The sequence below is a fragment of the Mycoplasma sp. P36-A1 genome (genome assembly GCF_049478495.1).
Taxonomy (GTDB): domain Bacteria; phylum Bacillota_I; class Bacilli_A; order JAJDGJ01; family JAJDGJ01; genus P36-A1.
The window spans coordinates 890,185-916,088 of sequence record NZ_CP168083.1 but is presented as its reverse complement, the minus strand read 5'-3'; the positions used below and the strand labels follow the sequence as shown (position 1 = coordinate 916,088).

At 27.4% G+C, this 25,904-nt stretch carries 27 protein-coding genes, 1 riboswitch and 1 other annotated feature; all 27 genes read right to left on the bottom strand.

What is annotated here, in order from left to right:
- Positions 1–10: 10 nt before the first annotated feature.
- Positions 11–1,273: a GTPase ObgE gene (obgE, locus tag ACD762_RS04330; RefSeq protein ID WP_423364621.1), complete on the bottom strand. Its 1,263-nt coding sequence runs from the start codon at positions 1,271–1,273 to the stop codon at positions 11–13.
- 52 nt (positions 1,274–1,325) lie between these two features.
- The gene (rpmA, locus tag ACD762_RS04325; RefSeq protein WP_423364620.1) at positions 1,326–1,613 is read right to left on the bottom strand and encodes a 50S ribosomal protein L27; all 288 of its coding nucleotides are present in this window, start codon (positions 1,611–1,613) and stop codon (positions 1,326–1,328) included.
- 13 nt (positions 1,614–1,626) lie between these two features.
- On the bottom strand, positions 1,627–1,932 hold the full coding sequence (locus ACD762_RS04320; protein ID WP_423364619.1) for a ribosomal-processing cysteine protease Prp: 306 nt from the start codon (positions 1,930–1,932) through the stop codon (positions 1,627–1,629).
- Positions 1,933–1,934: 2 nt separating this feature from the next.
- Positions 1,935–2,243: a 50S ribosomal protein L21 gene (rplU, locus tag ACD762_RS04315; RefSeq protein ID WP_423364618.1), complete on the bottom strand. Its 309-nt coding sequence runs from the start codon at positions 2,241–2,243 to the stop codon at positions 1,935–1,937.
- Between the two features lie 15 nt (positions 2,244–2,258).
- Positions 2,259–2,329, bottom strand: a sequence feature (ribosomal protein L21 leader region).
- Positions 2,330–2,408: 79 nt separating this feature from the next.
- The gene (uvrC, locus tag ACD762_RS04310; protein WP_423364617.1) at positions 2,409–4,181 is read right to left on the bottom strand and encodes an excinuclease ABC subunit UvrC; all 1,773 of its coding nucleotides are present in this window, start codon (positions 4,179–4,181) and stop codon (positions 2,409–2,411) included.
- A 116-nt stretch (positions 4,182–4,297) separates the two neighbouring features.
- Positions 4,298–4,990 (bottom strand): YczE/YyaS/YitT family protein, encoded by a 693-nt coding sequence (locus ACD762_RS04305; protein WP_423364616.1) that lies wholly within the window; start codon positions 4,988–4,990, stop codon positions 4,298–4,300.
- A 3-nt stretch (positions 4,991–4,993) separates the two neighbouring features.
- Entirely contained in the window at positions 4,994–5,338 is a 345-nt protein-coding gene (locus ACD762_RS04300; protein ID WP_423364615.1) for a hypothetical protein, read from the bottom strand.
- Positions 5,339–5,608: 270 nt separating this feature from the next.
- Positions 5,609–6,097, bottom strand: coding sequence for a hypothetical protein (locus ACD762_RS04295; RefSeq protein WP_423364614.1), 489 nt, complete (start codon positions 6,095–6,097; stop codon positions 5,609–5,611).
- A 96-nt stretch (positions 6,098–6,193) separates the two neighbouring features.
- Positions 6,194–6,706 carry a tRNA (cytidine(34)-2'-O)-methyltransferase gene (locus ACD762_RS04290; RefSeq protein WP_423364613.1) on the bottom strand — a complete coding sequence of 171 codons (513 nt, stop codon included), beginning with the start codon at positions 6,704–6,706 and terminating at the stop codon, positions 6,194–6,196.
- Positions 6,706–7,293: an XTP/dITP diphosphatase gene (locus ACD762_RS04285; protein WP_423364612.1), complete on the bottom strand. Its 588-nt coding sequence runs from the start codon at positions 7,291–7,293 to the stop codon at positions 6,706–6,708. The genes ACD762_RS04290 and ACD762_RS04285 overlap by 1 nt, the downstream gene beginning before the upstream one ends.
- 12 nt (positions 7,294–7,305) lie before the next feature.
- A complete protein-coding gene (gene citC / locus ACD762_RS04280; RefSeq protein ID WP_423364611.1) occupies positions 7,306–8,274 on the bottom strand; it encodes a [citrate (pro-3S)-lyase] ligase in 969 nt (322 codons plus the stop codon).
- Positions 8,275–8,362: 88 nt separating this feature from the next.
- On the bottom strand, positions 8,363–8,578 hold the full coding sequence (locus tag ACD762_RS04275; protein WP_423364610.1) for a YneF family protein: 216 nt from the start codon (positions 8,576–8,578) through the stop codon (positions 8,363–8,365).
- A gap of 46 nt (positions 8,579–8,624) precedes the next feature.
- A complete protein-coding gene (tkt, locus tag ACD762_RS04270) occupies positions 8,625–10,595 on the bottom strand; it encodes a transketolase (RefSeq protein ID WP_423364609.1) in 1,971 nt (656 codons plus the stop codon).
- Positions 10,596–10,599: 4 nt separating this feature from the next.
- Complete coding sequence (locus ACD762_RS04265) at positions 10,600–11,034, bottom strand: peptidylprolyl isomerase (RefSeq protein WP_423364608.1); 435 nt, start codon at positions 11,032–11,034, stop codon at positions 10,600–10,602.
- Positions 11,034–11,267 carry a DUF896 domain-containing protein gene (locus ACD762_RS04260; RefSeq protein WP_423364607.1) on the bottom strand — a complete coding sequence of 78 codons (234 nt, stop codon included), beginning with the start codon at positions 11,265–11,267 and terminating at the stop codon, positions 11,034–11,036. The genes ACD762_RS04265 and ACD762_RS04260 overlap by 1 nt, the downstream gene beginning before the upstream one ends.
- 8 nt (positions 11,268–11,275) lie before the next feature.
- A complete protein-coding gene (gene aspS, locus ACD762_RS04255) occupies positions 11,276–13,018 on the bottom strand; it encodes an aspartate--tRNA ligase (protein ID WP_423364606.1) in 1,743 nt (580 codons plus the stop codon).
- The gene (hisS, locus tag ACD762_RS04250) at positions 13,018–14,292 is read right to left on the bottom strand and encodes a histidine--tRNA ligase (RefSeq protein WP_423364605.1); all 1,275 of its coding nucleotides are present in this window, start codon (positions 14,290–14,292) and stop codon (positions 13,018–13,020) included. The genes aspS and hisS overlap by 1 nt, the downstream gene beginning before the upstream one ends.
- 302 nt (positions 14,293–14,594) lie before the next feature.
- Positions 14,595–16,790 carry a RelA/SpoT family protein gene (locus tag ACD762_RS04245; protein ID WP_423364604.1) on the bottom strand — a complete coding sequence of 732 codons (2,196 nt, stop codon included), beginning with the start codon at positions 16,788–16,790 and terminating at the stop codon, positions 14,595–14,597.
- A 1-nt stretch (position 16,791) separates the two neighbouring features.
- Complete coding sequence (locus tag ACD762_RS04240; RefSeq protein WP_423364603.1) at positions 16,792–17,304, bottom strand: adenine phosphoribosyltransferase; 513 nt, start codon at positions 17,302–17,304, stop codon at positions 16,792–16,794.
- Between the two features lie 74 nt (positions 17,305–17,378).
- Entirely contained in the window at positions 17,379–18,977 is a 1,599-nt protein-coding gene (locus ACD762_RS04235) for a single-stranded-DNA-specific exonuclease RecJ (RefSeq protein ID WP_423364602.1), read from the bottom strand.
- Complete coding sequence (locus tag ACD762_RS04230; RefSeq protein ID WP_423364601.1) at positions 18,967–19,842, bottom strand: deoxyribonuclease IV; 876 nt, start codon at positions 19,840–19,842, stop codon at positions 18,967–18,969. The genes ACD762_RS04235 and ACD762_RS04230 overlap by 11 nt, the downstream gene beginning before the upstream one ends.
- Entirely contained in the window at positions 19,836–20,450 is a 615-nt protein-coding gene (coaE, locus tag ACD762_RS04225; protein WP_423364600.1) for a dephospho-CoA kinase, read from the bottom strand. Before coaE ends, ACD762_RS04230 begins: the two co-directional genes overlap by 7 nt.
- Entirely contained in the window at positions 20,426–21,241 is an 816-nt protein-coding gene (mutM, locus tag ACD762_RS04220) for a DNA-formamidopyrimidine glycosylase (RefSeq protein WP_423364599.1), read from the bottom strand. Before mutM ends, coaE begins: the two co-directional genes overlap by 25 nt.
- Positions 21,242–21,612: 371 nt before the next feature.
- Positions 21,613–22,500, bottom strand: coding sequence for a nitrilase-related carbon-nitrogen hydrolase (locus ACD762_RS04215; protein WP_423364598.1), 888 nt, complete (start codon positions 22,498–22,500; stop codon positions 21,613–21,615).
- Positions 22,501–22,509: 9 nt separating this feature from the next.
- Positions 22,510–23,538 (bottom strand): threonine aldolase family protein, encoded by a 1,029-nt coding sequence (locus ACD762_RS04210; protein WP_423364597.1) that lies wholly within the window; start codon positions 23,536–23,538, stop codon positions 22,510–22,512.
- A 147-nt stretch (positions 23,539–23,685) separates the two neighbouring features.
- Complete coding sequence (locus ACD762_RS04205; protein WP_423364596.1) at positions 23,686–24,891, bottom strand: AI-2E family transporter; 1,206 nt, start codon at positions 24,889–24,891, stop codon at positions 23,686–23,688.
- A gap of 118 nt (positions 24,892–25,009) precedes the next feature.
- Positions 25,010–25,633 carry an ECF transporter S component gene (locus ACD762_RS04200; protein WP_423364595.1) on the bottom strand — a complete coding sequence of 208 codons (624 nt, stop codon included), beginning with the start codon at positions 25,631–25,633 and terminating at the stop codon, positions 25,010–25,012.
- 70 nt (positions 25,634–25,703) lie between these two features.
- Positions 25,704–25,824, bottom strand: a riboswitch (FMN riboswitch).
- Positions 25,825–25,904 lie beyond the last annotated feature (80 nt).

The following is a 25,904-nucleotide window of genomic DNA, read 5'->3' as shown; positions in this document are numbered from 1 at the left end:
TACTCCTTTATTAGTCAATAAATTCGAACATGAATTCTTCTATTTTTACTAAATCACCATGTTTAATTCCAGCTTTTCTTAAAGCATCATCAATTCCTAAATGGCGCATTTTTCTAGCAAATCTAGCGATTCCATCTTCTGTATTAAAGTTAGTCATTTTAAATAGTCTTTCTATTTTTGGACCGCTTAATACAAATACATCCCCATCTTTAGTTATATCAAATGAATCTTCATCTTCAAATCGATACACTTTAACTGTATCAAATGTATCATAAACAATATTAGTTTCTCTTACTAATTCACTAATTCTATAAAGTACACTTGATAATCCTGATTTTGTAATAGCTGAGACTTTAAATATTTCATACTGATCACGATATTTATCATAAAATTTATTATAATTTTCTTCAAATCCAGCCATGTCAGCTTTGTTAGCAACAACTATCATTGGTCTTTTCATCAATGATGGATTGTATTCTTCTAACTCTCTATTAATTTTTTCAAAATCTTCTATAGGGTCTCTACCTTCCACTGCTGCCATATCAATTATGTGTACAATAACTCTACATCTTTCAATATGACGTAAAAATTGATGTCCTAAACCTTTACCTTGACTTGCACCTTCTATTAATCCAGGTAAATCTGCCATTACAAATGATGAACCATCATCTGCTTGAACAACACCTAAATTAGGTACAATAGTTGTAAAATGATAATCGGCAATTTCTGGTTTTGCTGCAGTTACTACAGAAAGTAATGTAGACTTACCTACACTTGGCATTCCTACTAAGCCAGCATCTGCAAGTAATTTTAATTCTACTATAACTTCAATTGCTTCTCCTGGTTCACCATTTTCTGCAATATCAGGTGCGGGATTAGCATTTGAAGAAAATCTAACATTTCCACGGCCACCACGACCACCTTTTGCTATTATTGCTTCTTGACCATCTTTGGTAATATCAGCTATCAATTCATTATTAAAATCTTTTATAATAGTTCCCACTGGAACTTTAATATATCTTGGTTTTGATCCTTTTCCATGTTTTCTTTTAGACATACCATTTTCGCCTTTTTCAGCTTTTATAATTCTATTATATCTTAAGTCTAAAAGTGTTGATAAGTTTCTATCACCAACAAAAACAATATCTGCACCTGAACCACCATCACCACCTGCTGGTCCACCCATTGGTACATATTTTTCTCTTCTGAATGCTACTATCCCATTTCCACCATCTCCGGCAAAAAGTTCAAGCTTAACTTTATCTATGAACATATCTACTCTCCTTAAAAAAATAAAAGCATCCACGTGGATGCTTTAGTTGGTATTATTCAGCTGGATAGCAAGATACCTTTTTCTTATCTCTACCCATTCTTTCGAATTTAACAATTCCATCAACCGTAGTGAAAAGAGTATCATCTCCACCTTTCATTACGTTTGTTCCAGGATAAATTTTAGTTCCACGTTGACGGTATAAAATTGAACCTGCAGTAGCGAATTGTCCATCAGCTTTTTTTGATCCTAGTCTTTTAGAATGAGAGTCACGACCATTTTTCGTTGACCCAACTCCTTTTTTAGATGCAAAGAACTGAATGTCTAATGTAAATTTTAACATTTAAGTACACCTCCTAATTATTTTGAATGTCTATATAGTCAGGATAAGATTCCTGAATCGTTTCTAATTGAATTATAATTGTTTGAGCTATTATTTGTAGCTTTTCATTTTGAGTCAAATCCACGTTGACAAAGGCATCCTTAATTTCAACTCTTGTCTGATCTAAACCTGACATGACTAATGCATTAAGTCCTCCAAAAATTACTGCAGATATTCCTGCACAAACAACATCTTCTCCATAATCAGCTGCATTAGCGTGATTACTTATTTGTATTCTATTAACAAAGTCATTACTTCTAACTACTTTTACGCTAGTCATAATTAAGCGTTGATTGAGCTAATTGTAATTTTTGTATATGGTTGACGATGACCTTGTTTAGTTTTTGAGCTTTTCTTTGGTTTATATTTGAAAACAATGATTTTTTTAGCTTTACCTTGTTTTTCAACTTTACCAGTTACTGTTGCACCTTTTACATATGGAGCACCAACTTTAGTGCTATCTCCACCTACTAAAAGAACTTTGTCAAAAGTAACACTTTCACCTTCAGCAATATCAAGTTTTTCAACGAAAATTGTATCGTTTTCCATTACTTTTATTTGCTTTCCACCTGTTTCGATAATTGCGTACATTAAATACACCTCCTATTATTTTCTTAGACTCGCCTTTTATGGTGGGAAATCCGCTTAATACCATATTAGAGCGGTTGTAGATTCGAGGCCTACAACATAGTAATATTATCATATTTCAGAGTTTATGTCAAACATTCATAACACTATTAAAAACTATTTAATTGTCTATATTTGTTTATCATTTTGAAGCTTTTCATATAATAGCTCTGCTTGTTCTTTTGGGACAATATTTAATAGCTCTTCTAAATTAGCATCTTTTAATTTTTTATAACTTTTAAAGTGTTTTAGTAAATTTTTCTTTCTAACTGGACCTAATCCTTGAATGTCATCAAGCACAGTGCTAAACATTGATTTAGATCTAAGTTTTCGATGAAAACCTATTGCATATCGATGAACTTCATCTTGTATTCTTGTTAATAAGAAAAATAATTCAGATGTCTTATCAAGATAATATTCTTTTAAATTATCATCTAAAATATGTGATGTTCTATGCTTATCATCTTTAACAAGACCTATTACTTTAATCTTCAAATCTAACTCATCTATTATGTTTCTAGCAATATTAACTTGACCAATACCACCATCCACAATAATTAAGTCAGGTTTTTTTAAATCATCCATTAATACTCTATAATATCTTCTATAAATAACTTCTCTCATAAATGCATAATCATCAACTATTTGAGTCTCCTTGATTTTAAACTGTCGGTATTCACTTTTTATAGGTTGACCATCTTCATAAACGACCATTGATCCAATTGAATTTTCACCTTGTAATGTAGAATTATCAAAAGCTTCAATTCTATGTACTACCGTTTCTAATTTTAATATCTGTGTTAACTCTTTTAAAGCAAACTCTACTTTAGTATTATCATTAATAACCATCTCATATTTTTGTTCTAATAATTTCTTAGCATTTTCATCAGCTAATAATAACATCTTCTTGTGATCTCCCTTTTGAGGGATAATTAGCTTTTCATCAAGTAATTCATTTAAATTATCTGAATAATATTGCTGAGAGATATAAATATCTGAAGGCTTAATATTTAATTCATAATATTGAAGTATATATGAGTCAACTGTGTTTTTCACTTCATCAATCAATGGAAAAATATCACCCTGTCTTTCTATTAATATTCCATTACGCATTATCATTATTTGTATGGAAATATAATCTTGATTGAAAGATATTCCTATATAATCTCTATCTTTCATATCAGATTTAAAAACACTTTGTTTATTAGTTGTGATATTGATAGAATCTATTAGTTTTTTATATTCTAAAGCCATTTCAAAATTCATTTTATCACTTTCAATTATCATTTTTTCTTCTAAATTTTGGATTATTTCTTTAGTATTACCATTTAAAAAAGATTTTATCTTTTTAATTATTGGATCATATTCTTCTTTTGTCACTTCTTTAATACATGGAGCTAAACACTGATGCATATGATAATATAAGCATTCTTTTTTGGGTAATACATTACATTTTCTTAATGGATAGATTTTATTTATTAATTGCAATGTGTCCCAGGCAGCTCCACTATTAGGAAATGGTCCAAAATAAGTAGCATTTTTATATTTAGTATTTCTAACTACTTTAAGTTTTGGATGTTTTTCTTTTGTAAGTTGAATATATGGATAAAACTTATCATCCATAAACATTATATTGTATTTTGGTCGATGCTTTTTTATTAAATTAATCTCTAGTATTAAAGATTCTTTTTCAGTAGATGTAAGTATTACTTCAATATCATTAATTTCAGATACAAGTAATTGAGTTTTTCCATTATGTACTTTATTAAAGTATGATGTTACTCTTTTCTTTAAATCTTTAGCTTTTCCAACATATATAATGTTTCCTTGTTTATTTTTCATTAAATAACAACCCGGTTTATGTGGTAAGGTTGTTAAAAATGTTTTTATATGATTTGTCATTATTTATCACCTTTTATAATGTAACATAAAACTGATTTAAATAAGTGTATAATTATGTACTAACATTTATGCGTTAGCAAATAAAAAAAACGATTTAAAATCGTTTAATGATTAATTTAGAATTTTTTCAAAGTTATTTTTTTGAGTTTTAAATTTGTAATGTTCACACTATTTTTCCAAACTAATGGATATGATATTTTTTCATTCCAAAAGACTATTAAAGGTCCAACAAAAAAAGCATTAATTATTGTTGCAACTCCAACATAGCCTAAATTAAAACCACCAAAAACTATTGATAAAATTACAAATACTGAATCTTGAATAATCCTAGAATATTTATATGGTATTTTAAATTTATCTACTATTATTGGTGTAATTGCATCATATGGTGAATTGCCTAGCAATGGTGCCATATACAAAGAAATACCTAAAGTATATAAAATAATACCAACTACTAAATATAGAAAAGATAAAAATAAACTTGGCTCAAAATTAAAGTATTGAAAGTAAGTTGTGCTAAAAAAACTTATTAAGTAACCTACTATTACTAAACTGATTAATGTGCCATAACCTATTAAATCTTTTCTATAAACATACATTAAGACTAATATTAAACTATTCAACAACAATTGAAAGTCACCAATATTCATATTTAATACATTTACACCTAAACTCATATTTAAAGATGTAAATGGATCTAGTCCCGCATTTCCAACTAGTAATACACTTGCTCCTAATGCTAACAATACACTACCTATTAACGAATAGAACATTCTTAATAAAATATTTGATTCCCATTTAAAATTCATTGATTAACTAACCAACCTCTCGCTAGCTCCTATATCTTTGAATTCCTTGTTTTTTGTTTCTACAATTTTATCTACTAAAAAACTTGTCGTGCTTACATAGTCAATTAAATTAACTATTTCATTTTCTTTAAATGTATAAGCTTTTTGTTTTTTTAAGGAGATAATATATTTTTCAAATTGTATGAAAGAAGTTACAATTCCTGATATAAGTTCTTGTATATTTGAAAAGTCATCTACATTGCTTTGAATTAAATCAATAAAACTCTCTGCACTTAAACTATATAAATTATCTATTAATTTTATATCTAATTCTGTTAATTCAATATTCTCTTTTACTGATAGATACATATTATCCCTCCTTTAGTTAATTAATATAATTTTAACACATTTTTAAATAAATGCATTTAATATTATAATTTCATTAGCTAAAACATGAAATAATACTTTTATATATATTTATTATGTATATAGACTAGAATATAATTATACAAGATGTTTAATTACATAGCAATGAATATTTATTTATTCGTTATACTAAAAAACCTCTAAGTAGCTTATGTCTTATTTAGACTTTCTACTTTAGAGGTATTCTTTCATTTAAAGTTATATACTTTATAATTATTTAACTTCTACGGTAACTGGTTTATATTTGTTATTGTCTGAATTTAAGTATGGCTTATTCTTAGTTGCAATACATTCATCATAACTATCGGCTACTGTTTCTGAAACTATGTAGTTAAATGAATGTAGAATAATTGATTCTAAATCACTTAAGGCATAAGTTCCTAGTTTTTCAATTGTATCAAATACAACTTCTTTCACTATATCAATTGCTAGTAATTGGATAAGTGAAAAGTCAATGTTTAGTTCTATTTTCCACTTTCTTTTAGCATTATCAAAATATGTTTGTTGGATTATATCAAATTGTTCTAATCTGTTAATTCTACTAATTATATCATCATAAGTTAAATTAAAGTTTTGTGCTTTATATAATTCTGAAAAATCATCATCAAAGTTTTCTTTATCTTTATCAAATAAAATTACTCCATCTAGTGATGATACTAGATAATCAATTAATAATAATTCAAATTTTACATTATATCTCATTTTAAAACCCCCTTTAGATCTTCTTATGATAATTATAATTGATATATATTTAAAATGCATTTCATATGAATTTAAATATTATTCAGGTTCTTACTTTTATTGCTCTTCTAAGAAATTTTCACCTTTTTGAACTTCTACAAAACTTAATCCTTCATAATTTTGTTGTCTTAAAGCTTCATATACTAGTATCGCAACACAGTTTGAAAGATTTAAACTTCTTGCTGCAGAGCTCATTGGTATTCTAAGATTGTTTTCCATGTTTTCTTTTAGAATATCATATGGAATACCACTGCTTTCTTTTCCAAATATAAGATAAATATTTTCTTTAGTATCACTCATATTAAATGAAGAATGTGGTTTTTTACCATATCTTGTTAAATAATAATATGTTCCTTGGTTCTTACTTTTAAACTCTTCAAAATTTTTGTATAATTGAAAATCAAGTCCTTCTAAATGGTTTGCTGTACTTCTTCTAACATCTTTTTTATATAAATCAAATCCTAAAGGTTCTATTAAATGTAATTTAGTATTTGTTGATACACATGTTCTTATAATGTTACCTGTATTTTGTGGAATTTCTGGTTCATATAATACTACGTTGATTGGCATTAGATATTCTCCTTTATAATTAATTCAATTTTTTCTAAAGCTTTAGCACGATGAGATATTTTATTTTTTTCTTCTGGTAATAATTGAGCTGAGGTTTTCTTTAATGAAGGAATATAAAATATTGGATCATAACCAAAACCATAATCACCTATTTTGTTATCAATAATTTCTCCATCTAGATATCCTTCTACTGTATATTTAAGTTTATCGTTTATTACAAATGCTATAGCTGCTACAAATCTAGCTTTTCTATTAGTGACATTTTTTAAATTGTCTAATAACTTATTCATGTTGTCTTCATCATTTTTTTGTTCTCCAGCATAACGTGCTGAGTATATTCCTGGTTCATTATTTAGTGCTTCTACTTGTAATCCTGAATCATCAGCAATGACTGGCATTAATGTTATATCATAGATTGCTTGAGCTTTGATCATTGCATTTTCTATAAATGTTGATCCATTTTCTTCAATGTCTATATCAATATTTACATCTTTCAATGATAGTACTTTTATATCATATTTCAATAATATTTCTTTTATTTCTTTAATTTTCTTCTGATTATTACTTGCTACTATTATTTCTTTCATATTATTCAACTCCTAGAGATAATTTGAAACAAGAAAATCATATGTTGTAATTGGTACAATTTTCTTTATCTCATTAAATTTCTTTTCTTTTAATAAATTTCTAACACTGCTTGCTGATATTACTTGACCATTCTCTTCTATTCTTGGTATTATTATAAGTTTTTCTTTTAATATTTTTTTCATTGTTTCATTGTAATAAGCTGTTAAGTTATCAGTTGGTTCAGTTCCAACAAAGCGATATTTAATATTAAGCTTATTCATTATTTTTTCAAACAATTGAATGTCTATATTAGTATAATATTCTGCTTTTGAATCAAATGACTTTAAAAAATAAGTTGGAAATGTTGCTGATGAAATAATATATGGTCCACTAGCAAGTACATCTACATTTTTTAAGTTAGAAATACCTTTTTTTACAAGTTCTATTCTATCTTTAAATTTAAAGTAAGATTTATCTTCTTCAACTATGAAGACTATTAAATTATCTACTTGTTTTGAAGCTTGTTCTATTAAGTATTTATGTCCAAGTGTAAATGGATTACAATTCATTACAATAGCACCATTATTATCTTTACTTGAAATATTTAACTTTTCATAATAGTTATTAAAGTTTATGTTACCCATTTCAAATAATCCAATTTCTTCATATGATGTTAAAAGTTTAAATCCTATGTTTTCAAAATGCATTTTATATATCATTTTAGTGAATATGAAAAAATGATATATATTTTCTTCATAACATTTTTCTATTAGTCCACTAATTAGGGTTGATACTACATCTTGCGATTGTAGTTTTTCTGATACTGCAATCATTTTAAAGACATTTTCTTTTTTGCAAGCACAGGCAACTATTTGATTGTTTTCTTTAATTACAAGACAGTAATCAATATTATCATCAAAAGATAGGTTAGCTTCTTTTAGAAAAAGGATTAATTTATCTTTATTATATTTAATTTTATAGTTAAAATTTGTAACGTACATTATATTACCTCCTTGATTTATGTAGTAATAAAATAATTAAACTACCTTAATATAGATATAAAGCCCTATTATAAATAGGGCTTTGGCTTTATTTCTTATATTGATTCATTGAGTTAATTGTTTGTCTAATTTGAGCTTCTGATGGTTTTCTTCCCATTTGCATGTACATTGCTCTAATCATTTTTTCATTAATTGGTGGGTTTTCAGCCAATTCTTTTTTAAATCTTTTTTGTGCGTAAAAGAATCCTGCAGCACCACCTACAATAAGTGATATTACTATTGTTAATATGTCCATTAAGTCCATTAGTATTCCTCCATTCTCTAACCTTTGTATTATATCAAAGATTTATTTATTTAACAATACGTTTTACTATTGATACAACATTTTCTGTGTTGAAACCATATTCATTCATTACAGTTGCACCAGGTGCACTTGCTCCATATGTATCAATTGCAAGTATTTGACTATCTTTTAATGCGTATTTATGCCATCCAAATGATGTAGCAGTTTCTAATACAAGTCTTGATTTAACTCTACTTGGTATAATATCATTTTGATATTTTTTTGATTGTGTTTCAAAAATATTTCTTGAAGGCATTGATACTACTCTAGTGTCTATTCCTTCTTGTTTTAAGATTTTTGCAGAGGCAATTGCTAAATTTACTTCTGAACCTGTTGCTATTAATAAGCAGTCAATATTATTATTTTCATGTTCTACTATATATGCACCTTTGCTAACTTCTTCATAGTTTGTATTTTCTTCAACTTTTAAATTTTGTCTTGATAAAACAATACATGTTGGTGTTTTTTTGCTTTCTATAGCAATTTTCCAAGCTGCTACTGTTTCTGTTGCATCTGCTGGTCTAATTACATTTACATTAGGCATTGATCTTAACATTGCTAATTGTTCAATAGGTTCATGTGTTGGTCCATCTTCACCTACAGCAATTGAATCATGCGTAAAAACAAATATTGTTGGAATTTGCATTAATGCTGCCATTTTAATAGCAGGCTTTAAATAATCTGAGAACACAAAGAATGTTGAACCAAATATTTTAACTCCTCCATGTAAAGTTACACCATTATTAATTGCTGCCATTCCAAACTCTCTAACTCCATAATTAATGTTTCTTGAGTTAACACTATTTCTACTTAAAAGTGTTGAGTCTTTAATTGTTGTCATCGTTGAACCTGATAAGTCGGCACTTCCACCTAAAAATGTTGGATTCTTTTCAGCAATAAAGTTAATTACATCATGACTTGAGTTTCTTGTAGCTTGCATTTCATTAGCTTTTTTAAAATTAAACTCTGAAAAATCTATTTTAATTTTATCTTCTTGTACAAGTTCTAATTCTGCTGCAAGTTCTGGATATTCACTAGCATATTCTTTAACTAATTTTTTCCAATCTTTATAAGCTTTTTCGCCTTCTTTAATTTTATTACTTGTATATGTGTCATAAATATCTTGGTCTACATTAAATTCTTTTAAAGAAATATTTTCATATGATTTCTTTGCATTATCTCCATCTTCTTTTCCTAATGGTGAACCATGTGTTTTTGATGTACCTTGTTTTTCTGAACCATAACCTATTACTGTTTTAACTTCTACTAATGTTGGTCTATTTATATCTAATTTAGCCATTTGGATTGCTCTATTAATTTCTTCTGGATTATTACCATTTTCTACTATTAGATATTGCCAATTCATTGATTCATATCTTTTTCTAACACAATCAGAACATGATTGAGTTAAAGGACCATCTAATGTTATGTCATTTGAATCATAAAATACTATTAGTTTTCCCATACCCCAATGACCAGCTAAAGAACTTGCTTCAAATGCAACCCCTTCTTGTAAATCACCATCACTACTTATTGCAAATGTATAGTGATCGATTATTTTATAACCTTCTTTATTGTATCTTTCTGCTAACAATCTTTCTGCTAAAGCCATTCCTAGAGCCATTGGTATTCCTTGTCCAAGTGGTCCTGATGTTGCATCAACTCCTGCAGTATGACCATATTCAGGATGTCCTGGAGTTCTAGAATTCCATTGACGAAATTGTTTCATATCTTCAATACTCATATCAAAACCATTTAAGTGTAATAATGAATATAATAATGCTGATGCATGTCCTGATGCTAAAACAAAACGATCTCTATTAAACCAATCAGGTTTTTTAGGGTTAACTTTCATTTCTTTATATATTTCATAACCTGTTGGTGCAGCTCCTAAAGGCATTCCTGGATGTCCAGATTTGGCTGTATTTGTCATGTCAATTGATAATGCTCTAATTGTATTAATAATTTTATTGTCCATTATATTAGTCCCTTTCAATTGTTACTTTTTTCATTTTGTCTTTTGATTTCATATTTCTAATGTAATTTAAATCTGATGTTACTTGTCCAAAAACAGTGTGTACTCCATCTAAATGTGGTTGTGCTTCATGTACTAAGAAGAATTGAGAACCACCTGTATCTTTCCCTGCATGTGCCATTGAAACTGCACCTGCAACGTGTTTTCTAGGATTGTTTTCAGTTTCACATTTTATAGTATATCCTGGTCCACCCATTCCTGTTCCTGTTGGATCTCCTCCTTGAGATACAAAACCTTTTATTACTCTATGGAATATAACTCCATCATAAAATCCTTCTTCTGCAAGTTTTACAAAGTTTGCAACCGTATTAGGTGCATCTTCTTCGTATAACTCTATTTCGATAATATTGTTGTCTTCCATTTCAATAATTGCTTTTAACATTATGATTTTTTCCTTTCAGATTTAGCTTTTTTCAATTTTTCTGGGGTAATATCTTTCCCGTGTTTATTTACAACTTTTACATTCAACAGTTGATTTGTAACACTTTTTTTATATGCATTAATATATTCTTTTCTAAGTTGTTCACGTTCTTTTAATTCTTCACTACTTAACTCACATTCTTTTGCTTTAGCTGCTAGTTCGTTAATTCTTTTTATTTTATGATCTTCTATCATCTTTTCACCTATTTCTTTATTACTATACCTAGCTCTTCTTTTTGTAAATCTGATATTTGATTTGGAGCTTCTGACATTGGATCAACTGCACTAGCATTTTTTGGAAATGCAATTACATCTCTAATTGAATCTCCACCACTAAGTATCATTGCTAGTCTATCTAAACCTAATGCAATTCCACCATGTGGTGGTGTACCATATTGAAGTGCATCTACAAAGAATCCAAATTTGCTTTGAATTTCTTCTGCTGTAAATCCAAGTGCCTTAAACATTCTTTTTTGCATTTCTTGATCATATATTCTTAGTGAACCTCCACCTATTTCATAACCATTCAAGACAATATCATAAGCTTGAGCTTTAGCATTTTCTTGATTAGTATCAAAATCATTATAATTTTCAACTGCTGGTCTTGTAAATGGATGGTGTGCTGCATAGTAACGATTATCTTCTTCACTATACTCATAAAGTGGCCAATCTATTACCCAACAAAAAGCATATAGTGATGTATCTATATAATTTAATTCATTTGCTAAATGCGTTCTTAATGCTCCTAAAGAGTTGCATACAACATCCCATTTATCTGCAACAAATAAAACTAAATCATTTTCTTCTAAATCTAATCTATTAATTAGTTTTTCTTTGTATTCATCATTAAAGAATTTAGCTATTGGTCCAGCAAATTTGTCTATTTCTACTTTTAACCAAGCTAAACCTTTTGCATGGTTCTTTTTAGCTAACGCTTCTAATTTATCAATATCTTTTCTTGAATATTTATCTGCATTGTCTTTAATAACTAATGCTTTAACATTACCATTTGATTTGATTGCATTACTAAATACTCCAAAATCAATTCCATCTAATGTTTCATTTAAGTCTTGTAATTCAAAACCATATCTTAAATCAGGTTTATCACTTCCATATTTATTCATAGCATCATTATATGATATTCTATCAAAAGGTATTTTTATATCAACACCTTGTACTTCTTTCATAATTTTTGAAAATAAACCTTCTATCATTGTTTGAATTTCTTCCATTGATAAAAATGAAGTTTCAATATCTACTTGTGTAAATTCGGGTTGTCTATCCGCTCTTAAATCTTCATCTCTAAAGCATTTAGCAATTTGATAATATTTTTCAAAACCTGCAACCATTAGTAATTGTTTGAATAATTGTGGTGATTGAGGTAGTGCATAAAAACTATCATGGTGTACTCTACTTGGCACTACATAATCTCTTGCACCTTCTGGAGTTGAAGCTGTCAATATTGGTGTTTCAACATCTATAAAATCTAAATCATCTAAGTAATTTCGAATTACTTTGCTTAGTTTTGCGCGCATAATAAATTTTTGTTGCATTATTGGACGTCTTAAATCTAAGTAACGATATTTCATCCTAGTGTCTTCTAATGCATCAGTTTCATCAGCTATTATAATTGGAGTTGTTTTTGCGGTATTTATAATGTTAACACTATTAGCAATAACTTCAATTTCTCCTGTTGCTAAGTTAGGGTTAGCATCTCTTCTTTTTGAAACATTTCCTTTTACTTCTATTATATATTCATTTCTAATTGCTGTTGTAACATCACTTAATTTTTCATCAAAGATTATTTGTGTTATACCATAGCGATCTCTTAAATCAATGAATACTAATGATCCTAAGTTTCTTTTTTTTGCTACCCAACCAATTAATGTTACTTCTTGTTCTAAATCTTCTAGACGTAATTGTCCGTTATTATGCGTTCTTTTCATTATTTATTAATCCTTTCAAGTATGGTACTTAACCAATTTTCATCTAATTGAGTTTGTTGATTAGACTTGATATCTTTATAGATTATAGATTGATTATTCATTTCATTTTCACCTATTATAATCACATTATCAATATTGTTTCTTTCTACATATCTAAACATAGCTTTCATTGATTTAATTTCATATGCCATGTCTGCTTTTACACCTTTTTGTCTTAGTGTTTCTAATATTTTAAAACTATAATTCATAGCTTCTGGTATTAGTGGCATTACATAAACATCTAGTGCTTCTTGTTTAAATAAATTTGGATTTTCTGTATCAATAGCAATAAGTATTCTTTCAAGACCCATACCAAATCCTACACCACTTGTTGCAGGTCCACCTAAACTTTCTACTAATCCATCATATCTTCCACCACCAAATAATGTTGCTTGTGCACCACTTGATTCGTTTGTAGAAACTACTTCAAATATTGTATCAGTATAGTAATCAAGGCCTCTAACTAATCTTTCATCTATTTCATATTGAATTTTTAATGAATCTAATATTGTAAGGACATCATTAAAATATTTTGTTGATGCTTCATTTAGGTAATCTGAAAATTTTGGAACCTTTTTCATAAATTCTTTTTTAGAACAAACTTTACAGTCTAATATTCTTAAAGGATTTTTTTCTAATCTATCCTTGCAATCACTACATAGCTCTTCCTTATATTGTGAAAAATATTCAATAAGTGCAGTTCTATATGCAAGTCTACTTTCAGTATCTCCTAAAGAGTTTATTAAAACCTTTAAGTTTTTTAGTCCAAATTTATTTAAGACATCTAAACCTAAAGTAATACATTCCACATCAATTTGAGGACTTTTTTCTCCTAATGTTTCAACTCCAAATTGGTGAAATTGTCTTTGTCTTCCTTTTTGCGGTCTTTCATATCTAAACATTGGCCCACAATAGTATGCTTTAACTGGTTGATTATCATAACCAAACATTTTGTTTTCAATATATGCTCTTATTACTCCAGTTGTTCCTTCTGGTCTTAATGTTAAACTTCTTCCTTTTTTATCAGAGAATGTATACATTTCTTTTGAAACTACATCTGTTGTTTCTCCAACTCCTCTTTGAAATAAAGATGTGCTTTCAAATATTGGCGTACGCATTTCTAAAAAATTGTATTTTGAAGCTTCATCTTTTATAATTTTTTCAATTATTTGCCATTTTTTTGTGTCTTCAAATAATAAATCTTCTGTTCCACGTGGCTTTATTATTATTTCCATTCATCTCACCCTTTCATTAAAAATCAAGTCTTTTTTTATTGATTTTATGTCATTTAACTACCTTTTATTATAAGAAAAATACCACTACTTGTCAATTTAATGATACCTATCTAGATGTATTTTATATGCTTTTTATTCATTTTTTTGTTCTGTTATTGTTCTTAGAGCAATTTTAGAGTTTTTTTTTAGCTATTCTTGCTTTTTCTTATTCTGTTAATGATATTCTAGCTCAAATAAAAAAAGCGAAATTAATCGCTTTGTCATAAATCTAATTTTAAAGTATCACTATAAAATTTATTATTTTATTTTGTTACTCTAATAACTGCAGAAACACTATCTATTTTTTTGAAATTCTCCATTACTCTTTTTAATTGTTCTCCATTTGAAACTCTAATAGTTAGGTTTATATCTACATCTATATCCCCTAATTTATTATCAATTGATTGTACTTGAATATTGTTTTGGGATAGTGTTGTAACTATGTCACTTAAAAGATAACTACGATCAAGTGCTTTTATAACAACATCAACAAAATAATATTTTCCTTTCAATGCTAGAGGATCCCAATAAACTGGCAATAAAGCATTTTGATTTAAGTGTTTTACATTTGGACAATCAATTCTGTGAACTTTTATAGCACTACCACTTGATACATATCCAATAATTTCATCTCCTGGTATTGGACTACAACAGTTAGCAAGTTCTACAGCAATTTGATCTATGCCATCTACTATTACACCTTTATCTACAGATTGTATATTGGTAACTTTCTTTTTTAAAAGTTTGGGAATTGAAAATATAGGTTTAATGTTATATATTGAGTCGATAACTTCATCTACGTCTGCTTTACCATGACCTAACTTAAACAATACTTCTTCAAAGCCTGATACTTTGTAAAACTTAAGTGCTCTTTCAATACCTTCTTTTTGTTCTAGCTTATGCTCATCTAATTTACGAACTTTTGCTGCTTTATTTAGCATCGAGCGGCCTTTATCAATATATTCTTTTCTTTCTGCTTCATCTTTTGCTTTTAAGTATTGTTTTATTTTTTGACGAGCATTCCCTGTTTTTACTATATCTAGCCAACCTTCGGATGGACCTGGCGCATTTTTTTGTGTTTGTATTTCGATGACATCACCTGTTTTTAGCTTTGTGTTAAATGGAACAAAGTTTCCATTTACAAGTGCTCCAGTCATGTTTTCAGCTACTTTAGAGTGAATTCTATAGGCAAAATCAATTACTGATGATTCATTAGGTAATGATATTACTTTTCCTTTTGGCGTTAATGCATATACATTAGCTTCAAAAATATCTCTTTGTAAATTATGCATATATTCTTGAGCTTGTACATCATCAGCATCATCACTTAAGGATACAAAATCTCTAAACCAATGTAATTGTTCTTCTAATGCTTGTTGAGAAATTTTTTCACTACCTTCTTTGTAACGCCAATGGGCAGCAAATCCTCTTTCAGCAATTTCATCCATTTCTTTTGTTCTTATTTGTAGCTCAAAAATAACTCCTCCTACACCAATTATTGTTGTGTGGAGTGATTGATACATATTGGGCTTTTTCATTGCTATGTAATCTTTAAATCTACCTGGTATTGGTCGATACATGTTATGAATTAATCCTAAAACTCCATAACATGTCATAACATCTTTACAGATTATTCTTATTGCCTGTAAGTCATAAATCTCATCAAATTTTTTATGCTTATAAACCATTTTTTTGTAAATAGAATATAAGTGTTTTGATCTTCCTGATATATCTACTATGATATTATTAGAAACTAGTAAAGAGTCAACGGCTTTTATCATATCTTCGACTAATTCGTCTCTTTCTCTTTTTTTCATATTCACTAGCTCTACTAATTCAAAGTATTTTTTTTGATCTAAGTAATATAAACATTTATCTTCTAAAGTAGCTTTTATTTCTCCTAAACCTAGTCTATGGGCTATAGGTGCATAAACATCTAAAGTTTCTTGAGCAATTCTTTTTTGTTTATGAGATGGCATATATTGTAGAGTTAGCATATTATGTAATCTATCTGCAAGTTTAACTAATATTACTCTAATATCTTTAGACATTGCAATAAAAATTTTACGATGATTTTCAGCTTGGTATTCAGCTTCGTTAAATGTTGGTAGATTACCAAGTTTAGTGACTGCTTCAACAATTGTTGCTACTTCAGCATTAAACATTTGTTCTAATTCTTTTACAGTTACATCTTGATCTTCAACAACATCATGTAATAAACCAGATATTATAACATTAGGTGCTACTTGTAGTTTAGCAAGTATAATAGCGACATTTATTACATGATTAACGTAAGGTTCACCACTTTTTCTAATTTGTGTTGCATGCTTTAAAACCGCAAAATCATAAGCTTTGCGGATTAAATCTATATATTCTGTACTATGAATGTAAGGTGTAGTATATTTTAATAAAGTATCAAAAGGAATAACGACATCACTTTTGATAGACTGATTATCCATATTAATATTCCATTAGTGAGATGACATTATATCCATCTAGTAATTTACGCCCTTCTAATTCTACTAATTCTATTAAGAAGGCACATCCTACTACCTCTCCACCCATTCTTTCTATTAAATCAATTGTTGCTTTTACAGTTCCACCAGTGGCCAAAAGATCGTCAACAATAACTATTTTTTGTCCTTTGTGTATTGAATCTGCATGCATGCATAATGTATTACTTCCATATTCTAAATCATATTCTGAACATACTGTTTCTCTAGGTAATTTACCAGGTTTTCTAACAGGTATAAATCCTTTTTTTAGATTTGTTGCAACAGGACACCCAAATATAAATCCTCTTGCTTCTGGTCCAACTATAATGTCAGCATCAATGCTTTTAACATATTCAGTAAACTGATCTGTAGCATACTTAAAGGCATCACCATCTGCCATCAATGGAGTTATATCTCTAAATACAATTCCTTCTTTAGGAAAGTCATCTACTCTTGCTATATATTTTTTTAAGTCCATAAAAACCCTCTACTTTCTTTTTAACTAGTTTATTATATTATAATTGTAATGCCTTTACAATATATGTAGTTAACTTATGTTAGATATTCATATGATTCGACAATCATACTAACACTTTCATTATTTCTAAAATTATTTATACCTACTTTTACAATTAAATTTATATTATCATTTATTTTCAAATCAATGTTTTGCGAAAAGAAAAACATTACATCTGCTGAATAATCTTTAAATAGTAAAGATACTTTATGATGTACTCCTTTTGATAGTTTTGTAACCTTAGTTACTATAGCATCCTTTAAGATAAATAGTGGCATATCAAACCCATTTCCAAATGGTTCTAAATATCTTAAGTTCTTAATATTTTCAACATTTAGTAGTTTTAAATCTACATTGATAACATCATATATTTTTTCTTTCACATCTAATGTTGAAAGATTATCAACAAACATATTTTGAATATTCTCTACCTCATTTTCTTCAAAACTCATTCCCATTGCTTGTGAATGTCCACCATATTTTTTAAATAACTTTTCATTTTTTTTAACTATATCATAGACATTTATACCTTCAATGCTTCTTAGACTAGCCTTATGTTCGCTATTATTAGTTGTACTAACTAAGCATACACAATTAAATTCATTAGAAAAGCGTGAAGCGATTAATCCAATTAGACCCTCATGCATTTCTTTATCTTCAATAAATAAGAAGTTATTATTAATTTTTGAATCTTTATGCTTATTATAAAATTCATTACTGATTTCTTTTCTTTTTTTATTTACATTTTCTATTTCATTTGCAAAGTTTTTTTGAACTTCTTTCTTATTTGATTTAAAATAATGTACTAATAAATTTGGATCATACAACTCAGGTAATCTTCCTAAAGCATTTATTTTAGGAGCAATATTTGAACCTATTGCAGAACTATCAACAAAATTATTACTCAATAATTTTATTGGCAAATAATTGTACTTATTAATACTTGCTAAACCCATTCTTACAAATTTTCGATTACCTTTAATTAAAGGCATTACATCTGATATAGTTGTTATAGAAGCTAAGGCTTGTAAATAATCATCTTCTCTATTTAATAAAGCACTTGCAAGAAAATAAGCTACCATTCCACCACTAATTTCATAATCTAAATTAGATAATGAAGGATGTATATATGTAACATTATTAATGTATGATGAATCTAATGTATGATGATCGGTTATTATAATTGCAATATTGTTTTCTATACAATGTTCTATTGCACTTGTAGCATTTATACCATTGTCTACAGTAATTATTAGATCTACATCTTCTTTTATGAAGCTATCAACTATTTTAGGATTAATTCCATAACCATCTTTAATTCTATTAGGAATATAAAATTTATAGTTTTCATAGTCTAATAAATCAAATGTTTTAGCTAAGATTGTAGTTGCTAGTATACCATCACAATCATAATCTCCCATAATCATTATCTTATTTTTATTATTCATATGAACTCTTATTATTTCAACAGCATCATCCATCATTTCAAACTCTGGTTTTTTATACTTATAATTTAAATAGTCTTTTATCAACGTCTTATTTTTTGATGCTAAAACTATGGATGCAAGTTTTGGAAGGCAAGTATTTTGTTCAATAATATCACTCATTGAAGTATCTAATATTCTATATTTCATTTTCTAAGTATCCTGCATCATATTTTTTAGATCTAAGCATTTCTATTTCTTTTTTATAGTATGGTTTACCTTCATGCCAAGGAGTCTCTAAGATTTTTATTACATCATTTAACTTTGGATGATTTACTATTTTGCAAAGAGTTTCAAAGCCTATTTCTCCATATCCTAAATTAGCATGTCTATCTTTTTTTGCACCTTTTATATTTTTTGAATCGTTAACATGAATAACTTTTAATTTATCAAGACCAATTATTTCATCAAATTCTTTTAATATTCTATCAAAATCATTTAAATCATATCCAGCATCATGTAAGTGACAAGTATCTAAGCATACCTTTAATAAATGATTATTATCGACATTATCTATCAAATATTTTATTTGCTCAAAACTTATTCCTAATTCACTGCCCTTACCTGCCATTGTTTCTAGACATATTTCTACTTTTTGATCATGTTTTAATGATTCATTTAAACCTTTTACTATTTGGTCTAAACCAACTTGTTCACCAGCTTTTACATGACTACCAGGATGAAGTACTAAATATTTAGCACCAATTTGTTCTACCCTATCAATTTCTTGGATAAGAAAACTTACAGCTAACTCAAATGTCTCTGGTTTTATTGTATTAGCTAGGTTAATTATATATGGTGAATGAACAACAATATCGTTAATGTCTATATTATTTTTTTCCATAAGTATTTTAGCTTCTTCAATATGAAGATCACTTATTGGTTTTCTTCTAGTATTTTGTGGTGCACCTGTATAAAACATAAAGGTATTAGCATTATATGATACAGCATCTTTTACAGCTTGTTCTAAATAATCTGGTGCACTCATTCCTACATGACTTCCTATTTTTAACATATTTTATATTCCTCTTTTATATTTTTCATTACTGAGTCTAATTGTCTATATAAATTTTCTAAATTTGTACTATTATCAATTATAAAATCAGCTTTCTTTACTTTAATTTCTTGCGGTTGTAATGCATATATTCTTTTTTTAGCATAATTTAAATCATAGTTATTTCTTAGTAATAGTCTTTTTAGTTGTATTTCTTCATCAATATAAATAAAAATAACCTTATCACATATTTTATTGAAATTTGATTCAAATAGTAATGGAACATCAAATATTATTAATTTGTTTTTAGATTCTCTTACTAATTCCATTGATTTATCAAATATCATATTATGAGCTACTTCTTCTAACTGTTTTAATTTTTCTTTATCATCAAATACAATCTGTGATATTTTATTTTTGTCTATTTTATTATCTACAATAATATTTTCAGTAAATATTTTAACTATTTCTTTTTTAAAAACCGCATTATAATCATATAGTTGTTGGGTAATTAGATCAGTATCAATTATTTGATATCCTTTTATTTTAAGATATGAAGAAGCGCTACTTTTACCGCTTGCTATATTACCTGTAAGTCCTATAATTATTTTTTTTGACAGTTTGGACATAAATAGCTACCTCTTCCATTGACTTTTATCTTAATAATTTTACTACCGCAATTAATACACGGTTCATCTTTTTTTGTATGAACATTTAATTCATTTTGAAACTTTCCAGTAACACCTAAACTTGATGTATATGATCTAATCGTAGTTCCACCAAGTGAAATAGCTTTATTTAAAGTAATAATAGAATTGTTTATAATATCTTGTGATTGCTTTAATGTAATTGATTTTGCTGGCGTTTCTGGATGTATTTTAGATAAAAACAATACTTCATCTACATATATATTGCCTAAACCTGCTAAAATATTTTGATCTAGTAAAACGGTCTTTATTGCTTTATTACTTTTTGATAAAGAATTAAATAGCTCTTCTTTTGACATATTAAAGGGCTCTTTAGCAAGTTTTAATAAATATGGATGTGTCATTAATAATTCTTTTTTTACTAATGATATTTTTCCAAATTTTCTAACATCATTATATATTAAATACATATCATTATCTAAGTAAAATATGACATGTGAATGTTTATCAATCTTAGGTTGTTTTGAATAATAATATTTGCCTTCCATTCTTAAATGGGACAACATAAAATAATCATCAAGTTCAAATATTATAATTTTACCTTGACGATGAATATCTTTAATCTTTTGATTTTTAACTTTTTCTTTAAAATCAATAACTTCAATTTTATCAATAATGTTTTCCCATAATACTTCTACCTTAATTATTGTTCTATCTAGTATTAATTTCTTCAAAGTTTGCACTACAGTTTCTACTTCCGGAAGCTCTGGCATGCTTTATCACCTCAATATATATTATAACATGTTCAAACACAAATCTATTTGTTTACTTGTGTATTTTTGTATATAAGTTTTTTATGTTGGTTATTTTATAATTTATGTTTTATATTTTAATCAATTGTCTTTATTATATTTATTAGTTATACTTTTAATAAATTCAATACTATCATTAATTTAAGTAATTTTTACTTAATTTTGTTTACTTTTTATAAATTAGTACTTTTTTCTTTATTTGTATAGATTATTAATTGTAATAAAATAATTCAAATGTTATATTAATTGTGGGAGTAAAAGAACTCTCGAACCCCATAAGGACAATAGTTCTAAAAGAAGAAAATGCCATCTACTATGTAGATGGCATTTTACTATATAACTTTATTTATCATGTCTTTTGGATTTATATCTAATCTAGCTTCAATAACTTCTTCAAGACTTATATTTGCAATAAGAAGCGCTTCTTTATCATAAATTGGACCAATAATGTAGTTTCCTTTTGGATCAATTATGGCACTTCCACCTCGTAATATTTTTTTATTTGATATTGATGATAAAGTTAATTTATCTTCTTTATCTTCAATATATGAATATTGACAAGCACTAAGAACAAAAGATTTACTTTCTTTAGCTATGAATTGAATTGCTTCTTGCCACTCTAAAGAATCATTACTGTTTGGTGCACAATAGATTTCTATATTATTTAAATACATATAACTTCTTGCTAATGGATTATAATTTTCAAAATTATTTAATATACCCACATTACATTGATCTAGCTTTGCAGTGTATTGTTGTTGCTCTTTACTTTCTTGCCACAATATTGACTCTAAACCAACTAAATTATTGTTTTTACTATTTAAAATTATTTCACCTTTTTTATCAATTAAAAGATTAGTATTATATAACTGATTATTCTCATAATCATATTCACTAATTCCTATTGAAATGTTTATATTATTTTCTTTGCATTTGTTTAATAATTTACTCATATTAGCATCGCCTAAAGAAATACTATTTTTGTAAAATTTTAGCTTGTTATCTTGCCCATAATTAGTTGAAAGTCCAAATTCTGAACCTATATTTATTGCATATGGATAACAAGGTATAAAAGATTGTGGAAAAACTAATAGTTCAACATTATTTTTTGAAGCTTTACTTATTAGTTTTATGGCTTTATCTACCGTTTTATTGACATCAAATAAATATGGAGTAGCTTGAACAATTCCAACTCTTAACTCCTTTTTTTCTTTTGCCATTATTAACACCTACCTTTTATATTGTTCTATTAATTTAATAAATTCCTCCACTTTACCTTCTTTAGTTGCCCAAGAAGTTGTATATCTTACTAGTGACTTATTTTCATTATATGGTCCCCAGATAACGCTTGAGAACTCTCTTTCAAACTCTTCTAAAACTTCATTTTCAATAATTACAAACAATTGATTTGCATTTGTTTCAATAAATATTTCAAATCCATTCTCTACAAATGATTTTTCAAGTTTTCTAGCTAATGTATTAGCATGTAAGGCTAACTTGAAATATAAATCATTTGTAAACAATTCAATAAACTGAATCGCAAGAAATTTATTTTTAACATAAATAGTACCTTTTTGTTTACAAATATATTTAAATTCTGGCTTTAATTTATCATTAACTATTACTAATGCTTCTCCAAATAGAGCACCATTTTTGGTTGCTCCTATATAAAACATATCAAAAATATTACAAAGATCTTCTAGTGTTACATCATTATTTTCTGCTACTAAAGCATTAGCTAATCTTGCACCATCCATGTATAATATCATGTTATACTTGTCTGCTAAAGATCTTAATTCTAATAGTTCAGCTTTAGTGTAAGTAGTTCCTAACTCTGTAGCATTAGAAATATATAGACATTTTGGTTTAACCATATGGAAATCTTCATGCTTTAAAATCTCTTTTTCTGCTTTAATTGGATCTAATTTTCCATTTGTATTTTCTATTGCTATTACTTTATGACCAGTTGCTTCTATTGCACCAGCTTCATGAGTTGCTATATGCCCTTCATCAGTACATATAATTGCTTCATGAGGTCTTAGAAAAGATGATAAAGCAGTTAAATTAGTAATTGTTCCCCCTACAAAAAAATGAATGTCTACATTATTATTTTGTAATTTATCTTTTAAAATTTCTGTAGCTTTCTCTGTATATGAATCAAAACCATAACCTGAAGTTTGATCTAAATTAGCTTGAACCATTGCTTTAAGTATATTTGGATGAGCTCCCTCACTATAATCACTTTCAAAACTGTACATATATAAATCCCCCTTTTATTTTCAATAATTAAAATAATATTATCATGAACACAAATTATTTACAAGTTATTAACTATTACTTTTATTTAAAAAAAGAGGATATTTAAATAGAACTATGTCTATTTTAATACCCTCTTTAATATTACATTATTTAGTACTTTCTTCTACTTCTACAGGATAAACTTTGTCGACTTTCAGTTTTAGATTTTTATTAACTAATTTTTTTCTTATTAATTTTTTATAAACGTCTTCTTTCAATAAAGTGTATAAAACTGAAAATACTGGAACTCCAATTAACATTCCAACCATACCAGCTAAATTCCCTCCTAATGCTACAGCAGCTAAAACCCAAATACCTGGTAAACCCACTGAATTACCTACTATTCTAGGGTATATAACATTACCATCAATTTGTTGGTATATTACAATAAAAGCAATAAAGATTAATGCTTGTAAAGGATTGACTAACATTATTAATAAAGCTCCTAATAATGTAGCAACAAATGCTCCAAAGACTGGTATTAAAGCACCAAAAGCAACTAATGCAGATATCATTGGTGCATATGGGATTTTCATTATCATCATTCCAGTAAAACATACAAATCCTAGGATAACACATTCTATTAACTGTCCTGTTATAAAATTTGAAAAAGTTTGTGATGCTATTTTAAATACATGTTTAATTTTTTCAACAATCATTGGATTTAAATAAGCATACATTAATTTTTTTACTTGAACACCTAAAACTTCTTTTTGACCTAAAACATATACTGAAAAAACGATTCCTAAAAACAATGTTACAAATGTTCCTACTAGTGAGTTTGCTGCTGACATTGTGTTATTGATAAAGCTTTGACCATAGTTTGAGACAAATTTTGTAACTTCAGAAGTAAGCTGGCTCATATCAATATTAATGTTCCATTCAGGAAGAAAATCAAAATTATTGTCTGTTCTTATTCCTGTGTATAAATCTTCAACTGAATTTATATAACCAGGAAAATTTTCAATAACCATTTTTATTGAATTTAAAACTTCTGGAACAATTAAGAATAACAACATAAATATAAGTCCAATAATTAGTAATATAGATATTGTTAAACAAATTCCTCTTTTTAGTTTTGCTGCTAAACCATCTGGCTTTTTAAATATTTTTGAATATAACTTCTCTACTTGATTTAGTAATACATTAACAACAAATGCAATTGCCAAACCTAAAATAAATGGAATACAAACTGATATTATAAATTGTATTGCATCAACTACCGAACTAAAGTACATTGTTATCCAAAGTAATGCTACTGTAAAAAATATTAAACCTGATATTATTTTTATATTTTTTTTATTTAAGTCCATAAATACACCTCTTTTTTATTTCAATGAATAAATTATACCATAAGTTAGAATATATATTGTCTATATTTAACTATTTTATACTCATTATACTTCAAAATAAAAAACCACCTTAGTGGTTTTAACATTTTTTAGCTTTGTATGCATAGTTTTCAATTGTTGCTCTAATTTTTTTATATATTAAAAAAGTAACAACTGCACAAATTCCACCTTTGATTATATTGAATGGAATAATTCCTACTAAAAATAAAGTAAATGGACTATTAACAGCAGGGTTAACTACAGTTACCATTCCAACAATATCATCCATTCCCATACCAAATAGATTTGCATATAATGGTAGAATTAAGAAGTAATTTGAAAGTGCTGCCATTAATGTACTTAATATTGTACCTGCAAGCATACCAAGTATAGCTCCTTTTTTATTAAGCATTTTCTTATATATTATTCCTGCTGGAACTACATATGCAATAGATACAATTATATTTGAAAGTTCTCCTACAAACATTGTAGATGTACCTTGCAGCAATAACTTGATCAATATTTTTATTATTACTATAAATGCTCCTGCTACTGGTCCCATAATAAATGTTCCAATTAGTTCTAACACACTTGAAAAATCAAATTCCATAAATGGTGGCATTAATGGAAGAGGAAATTTTAAATACATTAATAGTGCTGCAACTGCTCCAAATATCCCTATAAGGGTAATTTCTCTAATATTAAAGTTTAATATTTTTTTCATTCTTTGTCCTTCTTTCTTGAATATAAAAAAACCTGAGAAAAAAATCTCAGGGTATTAGCTACAGAAAAATGATAATCTTTTCTCATCCGGACTTTAACCGTCGGTATAGGAATTTCACCTATTCAGCCGCATTATGCGGGTCATGGACTATAACCATCGGTAGGGAATCTCACCCAACCCCAAAGACTAAGCTTTATTTTGTTTGAACAGATATCTATCTCTGTATTTATATTATATCACTGAAAATATACTATGTAAACACGAAGTGTGT